Raw genomic sequence first — 17,416 nt, forward strand, 5'->3', positions numbered from 1 at the left:
GCCCTCGTCAGAGGGTCGCGGGGAGGCTCGCCCATACCGCGTTGCCGCCGGTGAGGGTCGAGCGGGTGATGCCCCAGGCTTCGGCTGTCTCCCGTACGAGCAGCAGGCCGCGGCCGCCCTCGTCGTCGGGGCCGGGGCAGCGGTCGGGGATGCCGCGGCCCGTGAGGTCGCCGTCGTGCACCTCCAGCCGGAAGCGCGCGTCCGTCATCAGCTGGACACCGCACAGGATCCGTTCGCTCAGCGTGTGCAGTACGGCGTTGGTCACCAGCTCGGACACGAGCAGCACCGCGCTCGCGCACAGCTCGTCGGGCACGTGCCACGCGTCCAGCCGGGCACGCATCGCGTGGCGGGCGACTCTGACACTGGTCCGCTGCGGTGGCAGCTCCAGCCAGTCGGTGCGGTCCGGGCGTACCGCGTCCAGGAACCGGGGCGTGGGTGTCGTGTGGGGGGACACGGCGATCGCCTTCCGTGGGGGGTGGGCGCAATCAAGGAAGGGATGAGCGGACAACGGACCGGCCGGGTGGGGGAGTTGCTGGTTCCGGAAGCCTGGTCACACAAGTAATCATGCTCGCAGAGCAGTTCACGCTGCAACCATCTGTTCGATGGGACCTGACGGGCGACGTCCCTGCGGACCTGCCGGAGCCCGCCCCCGTGGGCGTCAGGCGGTGGGGCGCTGTGCCTCCAGCAGCTCCCGGTACCAGTGGTAGGACGCCTTGGGGGTCCGCTCCAGGGTGTCGAAGTCGACGTGGACCAGGCCGAAGCGGCGTGCGTAGCCCTCCGCCCACTCGAAGTTGTCGAGCAGGGACCACACGAAGTAGCCGCGCACGTCGACGCCCGCCTCGACCGCCCGGTGCAGGGCCCGGACGTGGCCGTCCAGGTAGGTGATGCGGTCCTGGTCGTCGACGTCCGGGTACGAGCAGCCGTTCTCGGTGATGACCACGGGCGGGAGCCGGTCGCCGTAGCGGGCGCGGAAGGCGGTGAGGAGCTCGGTGAGGCCCTCCGGGACGACCGGCCAGCCGAAGTCCGTGACCGGGCGCCCCTCGATCTCCCGCACGGAGAAGGGCAGTTCGGCGGGCATGGTGATGCCGCCGAACTCGATCTCCGCGCCCTGCGGAGCACCCACCCTGGTCGGGGCGTAGTAGTTGATCCCGTACCAGTCGAGCGGCTCGGCGATCACCTTCAGGTCCGCCTCCACGTCTCCCGGCATCAGCTCGCCGATGCCGTCCGGGTACCGCCCCAGCAGCAACGGGTCCGCGAACACACGGTTCAGCAGCAGGTCGTAGAAGTCCGCGGCCTCCACGTCCGCCGCCTCGGCCGACGCCGCCCAGGTCGGGCCGTGCGAGTTGGCGACACCGATGTCCGTGGCGCCCGAGGCGCGCAGGGCCCGGACGGCCAGGCCGTGGGCGAGCAGCTGGTGGTGGGCCGCCGGCAGCGCGTCGAACAGCAGCTGTTTGCCCGGTGCGTGCACGCCCAGGGCGTGGCCCAGCAGGGTGTGCTCGGCGGGCTCGTTCAGGGTGATCCACTTCGTCACCCGGTCGCCGAGGCGGCCCGCGACCGTCGACACGTACGCGGCGAAGCGCTCGGCGGTGTCCCGCTCCAGCCAGTCCAGGCCGGTCGGCAGATCCCAGTGGAACAGGGTCGGCACCGGGCGGATCCCCGCCGCGCACAGGTCGTCGACCAGCCGGTCGTAGAAGTCCAGGCCCTTCTCGGAGCGCACCCGCGGCCACGAGATCGAGAAGCGGTAGGCGTTCACGCCCAGGCCTGCCAGCAGGGCCACGTCCTCGCGGTGGCGGTGGACGTGGTCGCAGGCGACCGCGGCCGTCGAGCCGTCCTTCACCCGTCCCGGCACGGCCGTGAAGGCGTCCCACACGGACGGCTCGCGTTCGTCCGCGCCGCCCTCGATCTGGTGCGCGGAGGTGGACACGCCCCAGAGGAAGCCGGCCGGGAAGCGGGGGATCGGGTTGCCTGCGTCAGTCGCCATGCGCTGGATCATCCGTACCGGCGGTAACGGAAGTCAACGGCCGGGCGGGAGGGAGCTGTTGCCCGGCCGGTGGGGTGGGACCGTCACGCCCCTTCCTTCAGCACCCGGGAGATCAGCCTGCGCTGCTCGTCCGTCAGCCGGGGGTCCGCGCAGTACACGGTCTTCCCGTCCACCGTGAGCTGGTAGGCGAACCCGTCCGGGACCCCGACCGGAGGCGTGCTCCGCCCGGCGGCCAGGGCCTGATCGGCCAGGGCGTGCCATTCCGGGGCATCGGGCCGGTCCGCGGTGTCCACCTCGGCGTACCGCTCGATGCCCGCGAACCCGCCCGTGCGCCTCACCTGAATCCGCATGGCACCTGTCTAGTACGGAACTACAGGGTCCGCACCCCGACCTGCTCCCAGGCCTTCGAGACGGCGTCCAGTTCCTCCCCGTCGCCGAAGCGCTCCCGGGCGGCCTTCACGGTGAGCGTCGCGAAGTCGGCGAACATCGCCTGCTGCTTCAGCTCGCCGCCGGTCAGGACGTCGTACCAGACCTGTCCGGCCCGTTCCCAGGCGTGGCCGCCGAGGGCCGTGGCGGCCAGGTAGAAGGCGTGGTTCGGGATGCCGGAGTTGATGTGGACACCGCCGTTGTCGCGGCCGGTGCGCACGAAGTCGTCCATGGTCGCCGGCTGCGGGTCCTTGCCGAGGACGTCGTCGTCGTACGCCGTGCCCGGCTCCTTCATGGAGCGCAGCGCCACGCCCGTCACCCGCGGGGCGAGCAGGCCCGCGCCGATCAGCCAGTCGGCCTCGGCGGCGGTCTGGCCGAGCGTGTACTGCTTGATCAGGGCGCCGAAGACGTCCGACAGGGACTCGTTGAGCGCGCCGGGCTGGCCGAAGTAGGTGAGGTTGGCCGTGTACTGCGTGACGCCGTGCGCGAGTTCGTGGCCGATGACGTCGATCGGGATGGTGAAGTCGAGGAAGATCTCGCCGTCCCCGTCGCCGAAGACCATCTGCTCGCCGTTCCAGAAGGCGTTGTTGTAGTCGCGGTCGTAGTGCACCGTCGCGTTCAGCGGGAGGCCGTCGCCGTCGATCGAGTCGCGCCGGTAGGCCTGGAGGAACAGCTCGAAGGTGGCGCCGAGGCCCGCGTAGGCCCGGTTGACGGTGGCGTCCTTGCCGGGCTTGTCGCCCTCGCCGCGGACCTTGTGGCCGGGCAGGTCGGTGCCGTGCCGGGCGTCGTGGATCGTGCGCTGCGGCTTGCCGTCGGCGACCGCTGCGACGGCACTCGCGCCGATGACCGTGGTGAGGCGGCGCTGGGTGCGCTCGAAGGCGTCGCGCTGCAGGGTGCGGCGGGCGGGTCCGGCGAGCGCGGGGTCCTCGGCCTGGGCGAGCCGGTCGAGGACGTGGGGCGGAACGATGGTGCAGAAGACGGGCTCGAAGCCCCCGTGAGTCGTCATGCCCGGCACCCTTGCACTGCGTGACGAAACTGTCACTAGTCGCCACCATGATTGGTGAAATACCGGGACAACGGCCCTCACGCTCCGTGCAGGGTGCTATGAGGAAGTGGGATGGCGCACTTTTTGTCCCGTTTGGGCGTACGGTCCCGCATACTGATACGACCCCACGCGCCGGGGAGAGGCTCGGCTAGCATGCTGCGCATCATGCGTTTCGGGCTGCTTCTCCTTAGCTGCCGCGGCGAGGGCCTGTAGTCGAGGCCGACTCCCTCCCCGCGGAGCTTGGTGCTGCGTCGTCGGCCGTCCTTCCGGACACCTCCTGAGGAGCCCTAAGCATCATGGCGAACCGCCAGCAGCCCAGTTCCATGCCGATCCACAAGTACGGCCGCTACGAGCAGGTCGACATCCCGGACCGCACCTGGCCGGAGCAGCGCATCACCACCGCCCCCCGCTGGCTCTCCACAGACCTGCGCGACGGCAACCAGGCCCTGATCGACCCCATGTCGCCCGCCCGCAAGCGCGCCATGTTCGACCTGCTGGTCAAGATGGGCTACAAGGAGATCGAGGTCGGCTTCCCGGCCTCGGGGCAGACCGACTTCGACTTCGTGCGCTCCATCATCGAGGAGCCCGGGGCCATCCCCGACGACGTCACCATCTCCGTACTGACCCAGGCCCGCGAGGACCTGATCGAGCGCACGGTGGAGTCCCTGAAGGGCGCCAGGCGCGCCACCGTCCACCTGTACAACGCCACCGCGCCGGTCTTCCGCCGGGTCGTCTTCCGCGGTTCCAAGGACGACATCAAGCAGATCGCCGTCGACGGCACGCGCCTGGTCATGGAGTACGCCGAGAAGCTGCTGGGCCCCGAGACCGAGTTCGGCTACCAGTACAGCCCGGAGATCTTCACCGACACCGAGCTGGACTTCGCGCTGGAGGTCTGCGAGGCGGTCATGGACGTCTGGCAGCCCGGGCCGGGCCGCGAGATCATCCTGAACCTGCCGGCCACCGTGGAGCGCTCCACGCCCTCCACGCACGCCGACCGCTTCGAGTGGATGGGCCGCAACCTCTCCCGCCGCGAGCACGTCTGCCTGTCGATCCACCCCCACAACGACCGCGGCACCGCCGTCGCCGCCGCCGAGCTGGCCCTGATGGCCGGCGCCGACCGCGTCGAGGGCTGCCTGTTCGGCCAGGGCGAGCGCACCGGCAACGTCGACCTGGTCACCCTGGGCATGAACCTGTTCTCGCAGGGCGTCGACCCGCAGATCGACTTCTCCGACATCGACGAGATCCGTCGTACGTGGGAGTACTGCAACCAGATGGAGGTCCACCCGCGCCACCCGTACGTGGGCGACCTGGTCTACACGTCCTTCTCCGGCTCCCACCAGGACGCCATCAAGAAGGGCTTCGACGCCATGGAGGCCGACGCCGCCGCCAAGGGCGTCACCGTCGACGACATCGAGTGGGCCGTCCCCTACCTGCCCATCGACCCCAAGGACGTCGGCCGCTCCTACGAGGCGGTCATCCGGGTCAACTCGCAGTCCGGCAAGGGCGGTATCGCCTACGTCCTGAAGAACGACCACAAGCTGGAACTGCCGCGCCGGATGCAGATCGAGTTCTCGAAGCTGATCCAGGCGAAGACGGACGCCGAGGGCGGCGAGGTCACGCCGAAGGACATCTGGGCCGTCTTCCAGGACGAGTACCTGCCGAACCCCGAAAACCCGTGGGGCCGGATCCAGGTGCGCAACGGCCAGTCGACGACCGACACCGACGGTGTGGACACGCTGAAGGTGGAGGCCACGGTCGACGGCCGGGACACCGTCCTCGCCGGTACGGGCAACGGTCCGATCTCGGCCTTCTTCGACGCCCTGCAGTCCGTCGGCATCGACGTACGCCTGCTGGACTACCAGGAGCACACGATGAGCGAGGGCGCCTCCGCGCAGGCCGCCTCCTACATCGAGTGCGCGATCGACGACAAGGTTCTGTGGGGCATCGGAATCGACGCCAACACCACCCGGGCCTCGCTGAAGGCCGTGGTCTCTGCCGTCAACCGCGCGGCTCGCTGATCGGCCGTACGGGTCTGCGGCCACCGACCGCCCACGGAAGCCACAGGGGCTCCGTCCGCCGTTGTCCGGCGGGCGGGGCCCCGTCGCATACCGGCCATTCGCTGTGGAGGTCACGGAAAGGTCTCCTCCGGGGTGCTGACTCCTCGTCTTGGATGTGGCTAACATCACGCAAGCGCGGCGACGTTGCCGTGCGGCGTGACGGAGGTGCGACGTGCTGCCAGGACGGGGACGAAACGGCCATGCCGCCAGGCTTTCTCGCATCCTGGGCACCCGAACCGCGTGGACGGCCGCCGGTGACGGAGAGTTCTTCTGCCCCGGCTGCGGCGGCGACCGCAACTACCAGCGGCTGACGGGACAACGCCGCTTCACCCTGCTCGGCCTGCCCGTGCTGCCGCGCGGCGAGACCGGGCCGGTCGTGGAGTGCGCGGCCTGCCGCCGCCACTTCGGCACCGACGTCCTCGACCATCCGACCACCACCCGCTTCTCCGCGATGCTCCGCGACGCCGTGCACACCGTGGCCCTCGCGGTGCTTGCGGCGGGCGGCGCCGGATCGCGTACGGCACTGGAGGCCGCCGTCCTCGCCGTGCGCGCGGCCGGTTTCGACGAGTGCACGGAGGAGCAGCTGGCCGCCCTCGTCGAGGCGCTGGAGGCCGACACCGGCCGGATCGCCGGTGAACCCTGCGGTGCGGGGCTGGCCATAGAGCTCCACGAGGCGCTGGACCCGCTCACTCCGCACCTCGCCGCCGTCGGCCGCGAATCGATCCTGCTTCAGGGCGCCCGCATCGCCCTGGCCGACGGCCCGTACACCCCGGCCGAGCGGGACGTGCTCGCGACCGTGGGGGCGGCGCTCACCATCTGCTCCGACGACGTGACCCGGCTGCTCGCCGCGGCGGCACGCACCCCCTCGTAGAGCGCACGCCCCCTCGTCAGAGCGGGCACCCCGGGGTCCGCCCCCTGCGCAGGGTCCACCCCCTGCTACTCCCCGGGGAGTAACGCGCGGCCGGGACCGCCCCCGGCAGTACTCCCCGGTTCGGCCTCACGCCCGACGAACCGGCCCCCGTCCGGCGGGAGTCTGGAGACCGATCCAGACACCCGACCGGAGGGAGCCGCACACATGGGGGCCGTAAGGACGCGCACCGGGCCGAGGCGGGCCGTGCCCTGGGTGGTGCTCGGGCTGTGGCTGGCCGCGCTCGTGCTGGTCGGGCCGCTCGCCGGCAAGTTCGCCGGCATCCAGCAGAACCGTGCCGTCGACTACCTGCCCGACCGCGCCGACTCGACGCAGGTGGCGCGGATCCAGGACGAGTTGCCCGGCGGTGAGGCGACCGACCTGGTGCTCGTGTACCACCGCGGCGGCGGCCTCACCGACGCCGACCGGCGCACCGCCGACGAGCAGATCACCGAGGTGAGCGGCGCCTACGACCTGACGGGGGAACCGAAGGGCATCCCGTCGAAAGACGGCTCCACCCTGATGTACCCGGTCTCCACCACCCAGCCCGGCCAGGACGACGAGGCCCGCGACGCCTTCGTCGACGGGGTGCGGGACATCGCCGAGGGCGGTGACGGACTGACCGTCGAGGTCGGCGGGCCGGGCGCGCTCAACACCGACATGAACAAGGTGTTCGGCACGCTCGACGCCACGCTGCTGTTCGCCACGCTCGGCGTCGTCACCGTGCTGCTGATCCTCATCTACCGCAGCCCCTTCCTCTGGCTGGTGCCGCTCGCCGTGGCGGGTGTCGCCGCCGCCGTGGCGATGGCCGCCGGGTACGGACTTCACGAGCTGTTCGACGTGACCGTCACCGGCCAGAGCGGCGGCGTGATGACCGTGCTCGTCCTCGGCGCGGGCACCGACTACGCGTTGCTGATCGTCTCCCGCTACCGCGAGGAACTACGGCGCCACGAGCGGCCGTACGACGCCATGCGCGCCGCGCTGCGCGGCTGCGGACCGGCCGTCCTGGCCTCTTCGGGGACCGTCGCGGCCGGGCTGCTGTGCCTGCTCGCCGCGGACCTCAACAGCAGCCGCGGCATGGGACCGGTCGGCATGGCCGGGGTGCTGGCCGCGCTGGTCGCCATGACGACCCTCCTGCCGGCGGTCCTGGTGCTGCTGGGGCGGCGCGTCTTCTGGCCGCTGGTCCCCGCCTTCGGCAGCGAGCCCAAGGCCCGGCGGTCGCTGTTCGCCGCGATGGGCTCCTCGGCGACCCGGCGCCCCGCCCTCGTGCTCGCGGCCGGTGCCGTGCTGCTCGGCGCCCTCGCGCTCGGCACGTTCAACCTGTCCGGCAGCCTGAAGCAGGAGGACTCCTTCACCGAACGGCCCGAATCCATCACCGCCATGCAGATCCTGGCGCGGGAGTATCCCGAGCGCAGTAGCCGGCCCGTGACGGTCATCGCACCTGAGCAGCGGGCCGGGGCGGCCGCCGACCGCGCCCGCGCGACCGAGGGCGTCGCCGAGGTGTCCCCCGGCCGCAGCGGCTCCGGCTGGAGCGAGATCGCCGTCTTCACCACCGCCGCCCCCGAGACACCGGCCGAGACCCGGACCATCGAGGCACTCCGGGCCACGCTCGACCCCATGGGTGCGTACGTCGGCGGGCCCAGCGCCCAGCAGATCGACCTGGCCGACAGCGAGTCACGGGACCGGAAGGTGATCGTGCCGCTGGTGCTGGCCGCCGTGTTCGTCATCCTGGTCGGCCTGTTGCGCAGTCTGGTCGCGCCGCTGCTGTTGCTGACCGCCGTGGTGGCGGTCTGGGGCGCCGCGCTCGGCATCGGCGGGCTGGTGTTCGAGCCGGTGCTGGGGTTCGCCGGGACCGATCCCGGACTCGGGCTGCTGTCCTTCGTGTTCCTGGTCGCCCTCGGCGTCGATTACGGCATCTTCCTGATGCACCGGATGCGGGAGGAGTCCGTGCGCGGGGCCGAGCCGGAGGCGGCGGCGCTCACCGCGCTGCGGACGACCGGTGGGGTCATCGCCTCCGCCGGTGTGGTGCTGGCGGCGACGTTCGCGGTGCTCACCACGCTGCCGATGGTGGGCCTGGTGGAGCTCGGGTTCGTGATCGCGGTCGGGGTGCTGCTCGACACCTTCCTGGTGCGGACGTACCTGGTGACGACGGCGAGTGTGCTGCTGAAGCGGCGGGTGTGGTGGCCGGGGGAGCTCTCGCGTGTGCCGGAGTCCGGCGTCGGTGCCGGGGCCGGGGTGATCCGCAACCCGGTGGAGCGGGGTGCCGCTCTCGGTGGGACGGGTGCCGCCCCCAGCGGCACGCATGCCCGCAGCCAAGCGGAATAGAGCGGCGTCCCTCCCTCCCGGAGGGGCGCCTTCCTGACCGAGGATGAGGACCGTGCAGGCACCCACCACCCCGCATCCCCCCACCCCGCATCCCCCCACCCCGCAGACGACTTGGTCGCGGTCCGCCGAGCGGATCATCGGCGTGATCAACCGTGACCCCCTGACCGCCCCGCACGCCGCCCGCAACGACGCGCTGCTCGCCGTCGTCGCCGCGGCGCTCGCCGTCGCCCTGGCGCTGCTCGTCGACGACGGGCGCAGGCCCGACGCGCTGGGCTGGACGCTGCTGGTCGCCTGCAACGTGCCGATCGCGTGGCGGCGCCGGCGACCGTTGCTCGTGCTGCTCGCGGTCGTGGCCTGCGTCGCCCCGTACCACGCCCTCGACAACACCCACTCGGCGCCGACCCCGGCGACGTACATCGCCCTCTACACCGTCGCCGTGACCGGCCGGACGCTGCGTACCGTCCTGGTCGGCGCCGGCGTCATCGGCCTCTCGGTCAGCGTGATGCTCACCGTCAGCATGCACGAGGCGCTGGAAGTGCTCCGCATATCGGGCTGGGTCGTGGCCGTGCTGTTCTGCGGTGTCGACGTGCGCGTCTACCGCCAGTACGTCGCCTCGATCGTGGAGCGGGCCGAACGGGCCGAACGGACCCGGGAGGAAGAGGCCCGGCGGCGGGTCGCCGAGGAGCGGCTGCGGATCGCCCGGGACCTGCACGACCTGCTCGCCCACAGCATCACCCTCATCGGTGTGCAGACCTCCGTCGCCGCCCACGTCCTGTCCGCCGACCCCGAGCGGCTCGACCGGGAGACGGTGGCCAAGGCCCTCGACGACATCTCCGACACCTGCCGCAGCGCCCGCGGCGAACTCCGCACGACCCTGGAGGTGCTGCGCGAGCACGGTCCCCCGGACGCCCGCGGGCCGCTGCCCGGCCTCGACGGGCTGCCCGACCTGGCGGAGGCGGCACGGCTGGCCGGTGCCCGGGTCGAGCAGACCGTACGCGTGGGACAGGCACCGCCCGCCGTCGGCGTCGCCGCCTACCGCATCGTGCAGGAGGCACTGACGAACGCCGTACGGCACGCGGGGCCGGAACCGGCCGTCCACGTCGAACTGGACGAACGGCAGGGCGCCCTGCACCTGTCGGTCCGTGACGACGGCACCGGCCCGGCCCCGGGCGGCACCCCGGGGTTCGGGCTCGTCGGGATGCGGGAGCGGGCCCGCAGCGTCGGTGGCACACTCGACGCCGGACCGCGTGCCGGGGGCGGATACGAGGTGACGGCGGTCCTGCCGCTGACCATGACGGGGGAGGGAGCCGGATGACCGTACGGGTGCTGCTCGCGGACGACCAGACGCTGGTGCGGGAGGCGTTCGCGATGCTGGTGGAGTCGGCCCGGGACATGGAGGTCGTCGGCCGGGCCGCCACCGGCCGGCAGGCCCTCGAACTGGCCCGCGGCGCACGCCCCGACCTCGTGGTGATGGACATCCGCATGCCCGACCTGGACGGCATCGAGGCGACCCGGCTCATCGCCGCCGACGACGACCTCGCGGGCGTGAGGGTCCTCGTCCTCACCACGTACGACACCGACGAGAACATCGTCGAGGCGCTGCGGGCCGGTGCCTCCGGGTTCCTGGTAAAGGACACCCGGCCGGCCGAACTCCTCGACGCCATCCGCACGGTCGCCGCCGGCGAGGCCCTCCTCTCGCCCGGCCCCACGGCGCGGCTGATCCAGCGGTTCCTGCGCAGCCCCCGCGCACCCGAGACGGGCGGGCCCGAGTGCCTGTCCGGGCGGGAACGGGAGGTGCTCGCGCTCGTCGCGCGCGGCCTCAACAACACGGAGATCGGCGACGCGCTCGGTCTGAGCCCGCTCACCGCGAAGACGCACGTCAGCCGCATCATGGGCAAGCTGGCGGCACGGGACCGGGCCCAGCTCGTGATCGTCGCCTACGAGTCGGGGATGGTGACGCCGGGCAGCTTCTGACGGACCGGCCCGCTACAGCAGTCCGGCCGCCGCGAGGTATTTCCCGACCTGCTCCACCTCGCCCGGCGCCAGCGGGATCTGCGGCTGCGCCGTCGCCGGGCAGTCGATGATGCCGCGCAGGTGCAGCGCGGCCTTGAACGCCCCGATCGCCGAGGAGTTCGGGCCCATGCGGGCCGGATCGCCGACCGTCACCATGCCGAACAGGGCGCACAGCCGCTCCTGTTCGGCACGGGCCCCGTCCGGGTCGCCGGCGCGGCACAGCCGGTCCAGGCGCACATAGCCGTGCGGGTCGACGTTGCCGAGGCCCGGCACCGTGCCGTCCGCGCCGATCGCGAGGGCCGCGTCGACGATCAGCTCGGACCCGGTCAGCACGCTGAAGCCGGTGATGCCCCGGCGCTGCCGGACACCCGTCACGACCTGGCGGAAGGCGGCCAGGTCCCCACTGGAGTCCTTGAGCCCGGCCACGACCCCGTCGGCGGCGAGTTCCAGCACCACGTCTACCGGCAGCTTCGTGTGGACGGCGACGGGAAGGTCGTAGGCGATGACCGGGACCGGGCTCGCGGCGGCGATGGCGCGGTAGTGACGGGCGATCTCCGCGGGGTGCGTGCGGGTGTAGAACGGGGCGGTGACGACGACGGCGTCCGCGCCCGCCGCCGTCACCGACGCGACATGGTCCAGGACCCGTGGTGTCGTCATGTCGATCGCCCCGGCCAGCACCGGGAGTTGCCCGCCCAGATGACCCGTGACCGACTCCACGACCAGCCTGCGCTGCCGGTCCGGCAGGAACGCCGCCTCCGAGGTCGAGCCGAGGACGAACAGTCCGTGCACCCCGCCGGCCACCAGATGGTCGGCCAGCCGGAGCAGGGAGGGGACGTCCACCTCGCCGTCCGGTGTCAGGGGCGTGCAGACGGGCGGGATGACACCGGTCAGCGGGGTGAACGTCATGGGGCCTCCATCGGGTCGCACCGGCGGACGAGGTCGCGGGTCGAGTCGTCCTCCCGGACAGGATGGTGGCAGCGGTAGCGGTGTGCGGGCGCCGACGCGGCGGAGAAGCCCGGCATCTCCTGCGCGCAGGTGCCGTCCGCCTTCCAGCAGCGCGTGCGGAACGGGCAGCCGCTCGGCGGGCGGGTCGCCGACGGCACCGGACCCACCAGCGGAATGGGGTCGACCGGGTCGAGCAGGCCGGGCGTGGCGGAGAACAGGGCGCGGGTGTACGGGTGCCGGGCCCGGCCGGTGACCAGGGCGGCCGGGGCGTCCTCCACGATCCGGCCCAGGTACATGGTGATCACCCGGTCGCTCATCCGCCGTACCGTGCGGATGTCGTGGGAGACGAACACCAGGGCCAGGCCCAGGCGTTCCTTCAGGTCGAGCAGGAGGTTGAGGATCTGCGCACGGACCGACACGTCCAGTGCGCTGGTCGGTTCGTCCGCCACGACCAGACCCGGGTCCAGCGCGAGCGCGCGGGCGATCGCGACGCGCTGGCGCTGCCCGCCCGACAACTGGGCCGGCAGAGCGGCGGCGAGGGCCCGGGGGAGACCCACGAGGGACATCAGCTCACGCACTCTCTCCTCACGTCGGCCTTTCGTGCCGCGCTCGTGCACGTCCAGCGGGTCGCGCAGGATCTGCCGGACGGTCAGACGGCGGTTCAGTGCCGTCGACGGGTCCTGGAAGACCATGCCGACGCCGCCGCCGACGGCCCTGCGGCGCTCGGCGGCCGGCATCGCCCACAGGTCGCGGCCCCGGAACGACACCGTCCCGCGCGTCGGCCGCTCCGCCCCGACCAGCACCTTCGCCAGCGTCGACTTGCCGCAGCCGGACTCGCCGACCACCCCCACGGTCTCGCCGGGCGCGACGGCCAGATCGACGCCGGTCAGCGCGTACACCCGGTCCCGGGTGAACAGGCCCCCGCTGCGGGCCCTGTGGACGACGTGCGCATCCGCCAACTCCACCAGCGCGTTCATGACACCGCCTCGGTCTCCGTGGCCGCCGGACGCACGGCCGGGTGATGACAGGCCGCCGTGTGTCCGGGAGGGCCGGACCGGGCCGGGGCCGTCGTACGGCACACCTCGGCGACGCGCGGACACCGGCCGGCGAAGCGGCACCCCGCCGGGAAGTCCGCCGGGGACGGCACGACGCCCCTGATCTGCGTCAACCGCTCCTGTGCCGACTCCAGCGACAGCACACTGCCGAGCAGGCCGCGCGTGTAGTGGTGCGCCGGTGCCTCCACCAGGTCGGCGGTCACGCCCGTCTCCACGATCTGACCGCCGTACATCACCACCACCCGGTCGGTGACGTCCGCGACCAGCGCCAGGTCGTGCGAGACGAGGATCAGGGCGAAGCCGAGCTCCTCGCGCAGCCGCAGCAGCAACTCCACGACCTGGGCCTGCACGGTCACGTCCAGGGCGGTCGTCGGCTCGTCGGCGACGATCAGCCGCGGATCGCGGGAGAGGGCCATGGCGATCAGGACGCGCTGGCGCTGGCCGCCGGACAACTCGTGCGGGTAGCTGCGCAGGGTGCGTCCGGGGTCGAGACCGACCATCGTCAGCAGCTCCGCCGGACCGCGGCGCCCGCCACGCCGCACGACCTGCTTCAGCTGCGCGCTGATCGTCATCGCCGGGTTCAGCGACGACAGCGCGTCCTGGTAGATCATCGCCATGTCGTGGCCGAGCAGCCTGCGCCGCACACGCATCGGCTCGGCGAGCAGATCGCGTTGCAGGAACCGGACCTGGCCGCCGACCCGCGCCCCCTTCGGCTCCAGGCCCATGATCGCCAGCGCGGTGAGGGATTTGCCGCAGCCCGACTCGCCGACCAGCCCGAGCACCTCCCCGGGGTGCACCTCGAAGCTGATGCCGTCCACGACGTCGACGCCGCCGTGCCGTCCGTCGAAGCCGATGACCAGGTTCTCCACGGCGAGCAACGGCTGCCCGTCCCGGGCCACGTGCCGGGCCCGGGCCCGCAGCCTGCGGGCGGCCTCCACCAGGCCGGGCAGCGGCACGACCTCCCCGCCGCCGGGCTCCGCGGCCTCCGGCCGGCCGTCGTCCGGTGCGTCCACCGCCCGCGCCGAGGGCGCCGCCCAGGCGTCCGACACCCCCTCGGACAGGATGTTCAGCGACAGCACCGTCACCAGCATCAGCAGCCCGGGGAACACCGTCGCCCACCAGCCGCCGGTCAGCACCATGTTCTTGCCGTCCGCGATGACACTGCCCCAGGACGGATCCGGCGGCCGCACACCCGCCCCGATGAACGAAAGCGACGCCTCGAAGACGATCGCCTCGGCGACCTGGACCGTGCAGAACACCAGCACCGGCGCGGCACAGTTGACCGCCACGTGCCGCAGCACGATGTACGGCGTCCGCGCACCGATCACCCGTTCCGCCGTCACGTAGTCCTCGCCGTACTGGTCGAGGACGTTCGCCCGGACCACTCGCGCCACCGGCGGTGTGAACAGGAACGCGATCGCACAGATCAGCACCGTGATGCCGCCGCCGAAGACCGCCACCAGCACCGCGGCCAGCGCGATGCCCGGGAACGCCATCACGACGTCCAGGCAGCGCATCAGCGTCTCGTCGACCGCCTTGCGCGAGGTCGCCGCGACCGCCCCGAGCAACGCACCGGCCACCAGGGCGGTCCCCGTGGCGCCGAGCCCGACGGCGAGCGACCAGCGCGCCCCGTACATCAGCCGGCTGAGGATGTCCCGGCCGAGGCTGTCCTGGCCCATCCAGTGCTCGGCGGACGGATGGCCGGTGCCGTCGACCGGTGGCCGCTGGTCGAGCGGGTCGTGCGGCGCGAGGAGCGGGGCCAGCAGCGCCACCAGGGCGACCACGGCCAGGAAGCAGACGGCGATCTTCGACAGCGGAGGCAACCGGCGCAGGCCGCACAGCCGTACGCCCGGCCGGGACAGCGCCGCGGTGAGACTCTTCCGGGTCATCATGGCGTCGCATCCCTCAGTCGCGGATTGACCAGCAGGTACAGGACGTCGATGACGAGGTTCACCACGACGAATCCGGCGGCCGTGGTCAGTACGACCCCCTGGACCACGGCCGGATCGCCGTTCTTCACGGCGTCGATCATCAGCTTGCCCATGCCGGGCAGCGAGAAGATCGTCTCGATGACGACCGCGCCGCCGAGGAGGTAGCCGACCCGCAGCCCGAGCACGGTGAGTGGATTGATCAGGGCGTTCCTCAGGACGTTGCGCCCCACCACGACATGGGGCGGCAACCCGCTCCCGATTGCCGTCCGGACGTAGTCCTTGTCGAGCTCCTCCACGACGGCCGTCCGCACGATCCGGGTCAGCTGCGCCGCCACCGGGAGGGAGAGGGCGAGCGCCGGGAGCGTCATCGTCCTCAGCCAGCCGGTGAAGGAGTCGGCCGGGTTGACGTAGCCGCCGGTCGGGAACCAGCCCAGGTCGACCGCCAGGTACTGGATCATCAGCAGCGCCAGCCAGAAGCCGGGCGCGGCGACGCCGGTCAGTGACACCACCCGGATGATCTGGTCGGGCAGCCGGTCCCGGTGGATCGCCGCGGTCACCCCGCCCACGAGGGCCAGCACGACGGCGATGCCCAGACCGAGGAACGTCAGCTGAAGGGTGAGCGGCAGCGCGGTGGTGACCTGGTCGATCACCGGCGCCCGGGTCAGCGCGCTGGTGCCCAGGTCGCCGTGGAGCAGATCGGCGACGAAGTCGGCGTAGCGCACCGGCAGGGGATCCAGCAGGCCGTGTTCCTCGCGGAAGTCGTGCAGTTGCTGCGGCGTCGGGTTGGCGCCCTGGAAGAACGCGGACGCCGGGTCGACGTCCGAGAACCGCATCACCAGGAACACGAACAGCACGATGCCGAGCGTGAGGGGCACGAGCAGGACGAGACGGCGGAGCAGGATGCGCGCGACGGCCGTCATCCGTCAGGCCCACCTGGCCTGGAGGAGGTTGATGCCCGGGTACGGCTGGGCCCTTATCCCGCTGAGCCGCGCCGGGTCCCAGGCCGTCATCAGCTCGTTGTGGACGACCGGGTAGAGCACGGCCTGTTCGGCGACGACGTCGATGCAGTCCTGGACGATCGCCTTCTTCCGCGCCGGGTCGGGCTCCCGGGTGGCCCGGTCCATGTCCTTGAAGAGCTGCCTGGCGACGGGGTCGGCGGCCCAGTGGGTGTACTGCATCCAGAGGTTCCCGGGGCCGTAGTTGTAGTGCATGATCAGGTCGGCGTCGAGGCCGAACTGGTTGGGGTTCGAGGCGGCGGCGACGACCTGGTAGTCCTGCTTCTGGTCCAGTTTCGTGAACACGGCGGTGGTCTCCTGCGGCGACAGGGTCGTCCTCACCCCGATCGCGTCCCAGGACGCCTTGACGGTGGGCAGGCAGTCGACGATCCAGCTGACGTTGACGGCCAGGATGTCGATGCTCAGCCCCTCGACCCCGGCCTCCTTCAGCAGCGCCTTCGCCTTGTCCGGGTCGTGGTCGTAGACCGTCTTCGCCCGGCGGTAGGACGGGTTGGCCTCGTCGAGGAACGAACTGGAGGGCCTGCCGTGGCCCTTGAGAGCGACCTCCACCATCTTCTCGGTGTCGATGGCGTAGTGCAGCGCCTGGCGCACCCGCACGTCGTCGAACGGCTTGTGGGCGGTGTTGAACATCAGGAACAGGTTGTTCATCCCGGCACCGCCGGCGACCGTCATGCCCCCGCTCTCCAGCTGCCCGATGTTGGCGTACGGGATGTTGTCGGCGATCTGCGCGCCCGCGCTCGACCCCGAGATCTTCGCCACGCGTGGTGCGGCGTCCACGATCGTCAGCCAGTTCATCTTCCGGAAGGCGGGCCTGCGGGGCCCGTTGTAGCCGTCGAACGCCTCGAAGGTCGTGTTGGACTTCGGATGGTGCGCGGTCTGCCGGTACGGTCCCGAGCCGATCGCCTTGCCCTTGATGGCGTCGTCCCAGGCGCCCGGCCGGGAGAACACGTGCCTGGGCATGACCTTGGCGAGCGTCAGCCGCGAAAGCCCGTCGGGGAAGGGGAATTTCAACACCAGCTCGACGTTCCGCGCGTCGATCGTCCGGACCTCCTTCAGCCAGCTCGCGAAGAAGCCCTTGGCGAGGGTCTGGGTGTCCGGGTCGAGGATCCGCTCGAAGACGAAGACGACATCGTCGGCGGTGACGGGCTTGCCGTCGTGGAACGTCGCACCCGCCCGAAGCGTGAATCTCCACGTGGTGCCGTCCGGGTCCTTCGGCACCTCGGTCGCCAGCGCGGCGTACGGCTTGCGCGAGATCGGGTCCGTGTCCAGCAGCCCCTCGTAGATGTGGTGGTTGGCCGCCATGCAGAACGCCGACGCCGTCTGCGTGGGGTCCCAGCTGCCGTCGTTGCCGTAACCGATCACTGCGGTGAGGGTCCGGTCGCGGCCGCCGTCGCTGCCGGTGTCGTTGGTGGACTCCGGTCCCGCCGAGCAGGCCGACAGCGACGCGGAGACGGCGGCGGCCGCGCCCAGCGCGCCCGTGTACTTCAGGAACGCCCGGCGGTGCGGCGCCGGCACGTCGGGGGTCACGTCGCGCACGGGTCCTCCAGCGAGGTCTGGGGGGAGGGGACTTGCAGCGGAGATACGACGTCCTACGTCCGGTCGGTCAGCGCGACCATAGGAGGGGCCGTAGGGGTGGTCAAGGGCTCGCACACGAATGGCGTAGCCACCAGAGGCCGAACCAATGGCGCCGCGCCACCGGGAGGGTTGACGGCACG

General features: G+C 71.8%; 14 protein-coding genes. 5 read left to right on the forward strand and 9 right to left on the reverse strand.

Going from position 1 to position 17,416, the window contains the following annotated elements; genetic code table 11:
• Positions 1-7 precede the first annotated feature (7 nt).
• From ACIQU3_RS07705 to ACIQU3_RS07720, 4 genes are all read right to left on the reverse strand, one after another.
• Positions 8-454, reverse strand: coding sequence for an ATP-binding protein (locus ACIQU3_RS07705; protein ID WP_403725771.1), 447 nt, complete (start codon positions 452-454; stop codon positions 8-10).
• 204 nt (positions 455-658) lie between these two features.
• On the reverse strand, positions 659-1,981 hold the full coding sequence (locus ACIQU3_RS07710) for a GH1 family beta-glucosidase (protein ID WP_403725768.1): 1,323 nt from the start codon (positions 1,979-1,981) through the stop codon (positions 659-661).
• An 83-nt stretch (positions 1,982-2,064) separates the two neighbouring features.
• Entirely contained in the window at positions 2,065-2,331 is a 267-nt protein-coding gene (locus tag ACIQU3_RS07715) for a protealysin inhibitor emfourin (protein WP_366709296.1), read from the reverse strand.
• Positions 2,332-2,351: 20 nt separating this feature from the next.
• Positions 2,352-3,413: a M4 family metallopeptidase gene (locus ACIQU3_RS07720; protein WP_403725764.1), complete on the reverse strand. Its 1,062-nt coding sequence runs from the start codon at positions 3,411-3,413 to the stop codon at positions 2,352-2,354.
• A 335-nt stretch (positions 3,414-3,748) separates the two neighbouring features.
• Here ACIQU3_RS07720 and leuA point away from each other — a divergent pair, with 335 nt between their 5' ends.
• From leuA to ACIQU3_RS07745, 5 genes are all read left to right on the forward strand, one after another.
• Positions 3,749-5,470 carry a 2-isopropylmalate synthase gene (gene leuA, locus ACIQU3_RS07725; RefSeq protein WP_403725761.1) on the forward strand — a complete coding sequence of 574 codons (1,722 nt, stop codon included), beginning with the start codon at positions 3,749-3,751 and terminating at the stop codon, positions 5,468-5,470.
• Between the two features lie 211 nt (positions 5,471-5,681).
• Positions 5,682-6,380 carry a TerB family tellurite resistance protein gene (locus ACIQU3_RS07730; protein ID WP_403725757.1) on the forward strand — a complete coding sequence of 233 codons (699 nt, stop codon included), beginning with the start codon at positions 5,682-5,684 and terminating at the stop codon, positions 6,378-6,380.
• A gap of 204 nt (positions 6,381-6,584) precedes the next feature.
• Positions 6,585-8,741, forward strand: a complete 2,157-nt coding sequence (locus ACIQU3_RS07735; RefSeq protein WP_403923860.1) for an MMPL family transporter — start codon at positions 6,585-6,587, stop codon at positions 8,739-8,741.
• Between the two features lie 43 nt (positions 8,742-8,784).
• Positions 8,785-10,056, forward strand: coding sequence for a sensor histidine kinase (locus ACIQU3_RS07740; protein ID WP_403725751.1), 1,272 nt, complete (start codon positions 8,785-8,787; stop codon positions 10,054-10,056).
• Complete coding sequence (locus ACIQU3_RS07745) at positions 10,053-10,715, forward strand: response regulator (protein WP_403923863.1); 663 nt, start codon at positions 10,053-10,055, stop codon at positions 10,713-10,715. Before ACIQU3_RS07740 ends, ACIQU3_RS07745 begins: the two co-directional genes overlap by 4 nt.
• Before the next feature lie 12 nt (positions 10,716-10,727).
• Here the strand turns inward: ACIQU3_RS07745 and ACIQU3_RS07750 are convergent, their stop codons facing one another.
• From ACIQU3_RS07750 to ACIQU3_RS07770, 5 genes are read right to left on the reverse strand one after another with little or no spacing between them, the layout of a single operon-like run.
• Positions 10,728-11,660: a dihydrodipicolinate synthase family protein gene (locus ACIQU3_RS07750; protein WP_403725745.1), complete on the reverse strand. Its 933-nt coding sequence runs from the start codon at positions 11,658-11,660 to the stop codon at positions 10,728-10,730.
• Positions 11,657-12,676 carry an oligopeptide/dipeptide ABC transporter ATP-binding protein gene (locus ACIQU3_RS07755; protein ID WP_403923866.1) on the reverse strand — a complete coding sequence of 340 codons (1,020 nt, stop codon included), beginning with the start codon at positions 12,674-12,676 and terminating at the stop codon, positions 11,657-11,659. The genes ACIQU3_RS07750 and ACIQU3_RS07755 overlap by 4 nt, the downstream gene beginning before the upstream one ends.
• Positions 12,673-14,646: a dipeptide/oligopeptide/nickel ABC transporter permease/ATP-binding protein gene (locus tag ACIQU3_RS07760; RefSeq protein WP_403923869.1), complete on the reverse strand. Its 1,974-nt coding sequence runs from the start codon at positions 14,644-14,646 to the stop codon at positions 12,673-12,675. Before ACIQU3_RS07760 ends, ACIQU3_RS07755 begins: the two co-directional genes overlap by 4 nt.
• Positions 14,643-15,605, reverse strand: coding sequence for an ABC transporter permease (locus tag ACIQU3_RS07765; protein WP_403923871.1), 963 nt, complete (start codon positions 15,603-15,605; stop codon positions 14,643-14,645). The genes ACIQU3_RS07760 and ACIQU3_RS07765 overlap by 4 nt, the downstream gene beginning before the upstream one ends.
• 3 nt (positions 15,606-15,608) lie before the next feature.
• A complete protein-coding gene (locus ACIQU3_RS07770) occupies positions 15,609-17,237 on the reverse strand; it encodes an ABC transporter substrate-binding protein (RefSeq protein WP_403923874.1) in 1,629 nt (542 codons plus the stop codon).
• Positions 17,238-17,416: the final 179 nt, after the last annotated feature.

The organism is Streptomyces sp. NPDC101110, from assembly GCF_044759525.1.
Taxonomy (GTDB): Bacteria; Actinomycetota; Actinomycetes; order Streptomycetales; family Streptomycetaceae; genus Streptomyces.

Bases quoted from the DNA above. Each gene is read 5' to 3' on its own strand.
- ACIQU3_RS07765 (WP_403923871.1), bottom strand. From the start codon at position 15,605: ATGACGGCCGTCGCGCGCATCCTGCTCCGCCGTCTCGTCCTGCTCGTG.
- ACIQU3_RS07750 (WP_403725745.1), bottom strand. From the start codon at position 11,660: ATGACGTTCACCCCGCTGACCGGTGTCATCCCGCCCGTCTGCACGCCC.
- ACIQU3_RS07720 (WP_403725764.1), bottom strand. From the start codon at position 3,413: ATGACGACTCACGGGGGCTTCGAGCCCGTCTTCTGCACCATCGTTCCG.
- ACIQU3_RS07715 (WP_366709296.1), bottom strand. From the start codon at position 2,331: ATGCGGATTCAGGTGAGGCGCACGGGCGGGTTCGCGGGCATCGAGCGG.
- ACIQU3_RS07735 (WP_403923860.1), top strand. From the start codon at position 6,585: ATGGGGGCCGTAAGGACGCGCACCGGGCCGAGGCGGGCCGTGCCCTGG.
- ACIQU3_RS07740 (WP_403725751.1), top strand. From the start codon at position 8,785: ATGAGGACCGTGCAGGCACCCACCACCCCGCATCCCCCCACCCCGCAT.
- ACIQU3_RS07745 (WP_403923863.1), top strand. From the start codon at position 10,053: ATGACCGTACGGGTGCTGCTCGCGGACGACCAGACGCTGGTGCGGGAG.
- leuA (WP_403725761.1), top strand. From the start codon at position 3,749: ATGGCGAACCGCCAGCAGCCCAGTTCCATGCCGATCCACAAGTACGGC.
- ACIQU3_RS07710 (WP_403725768.1), bottom strand. From the start codon at position 1,981: ATGGCGACTGACGCAGGCAACCCGATCCCCCGCTTCCCGGCCGGCTTC.
- ACIQU3_RS07755 (WP_403923866.1), bottom strand. From the start codon at position 12,676: ATGAACGCGCTGGTGGAGTTGGCGGATGCGCACGTCGTCCACAGGGCC.
- ACIQU3_RS07760 (WP_403923869.1), bottom strand. From the start codon at position 14,646: ATGATGACCCGGAAGAGTCTCACCGCGGCGCTGTCCCGGCCGGGCGTA.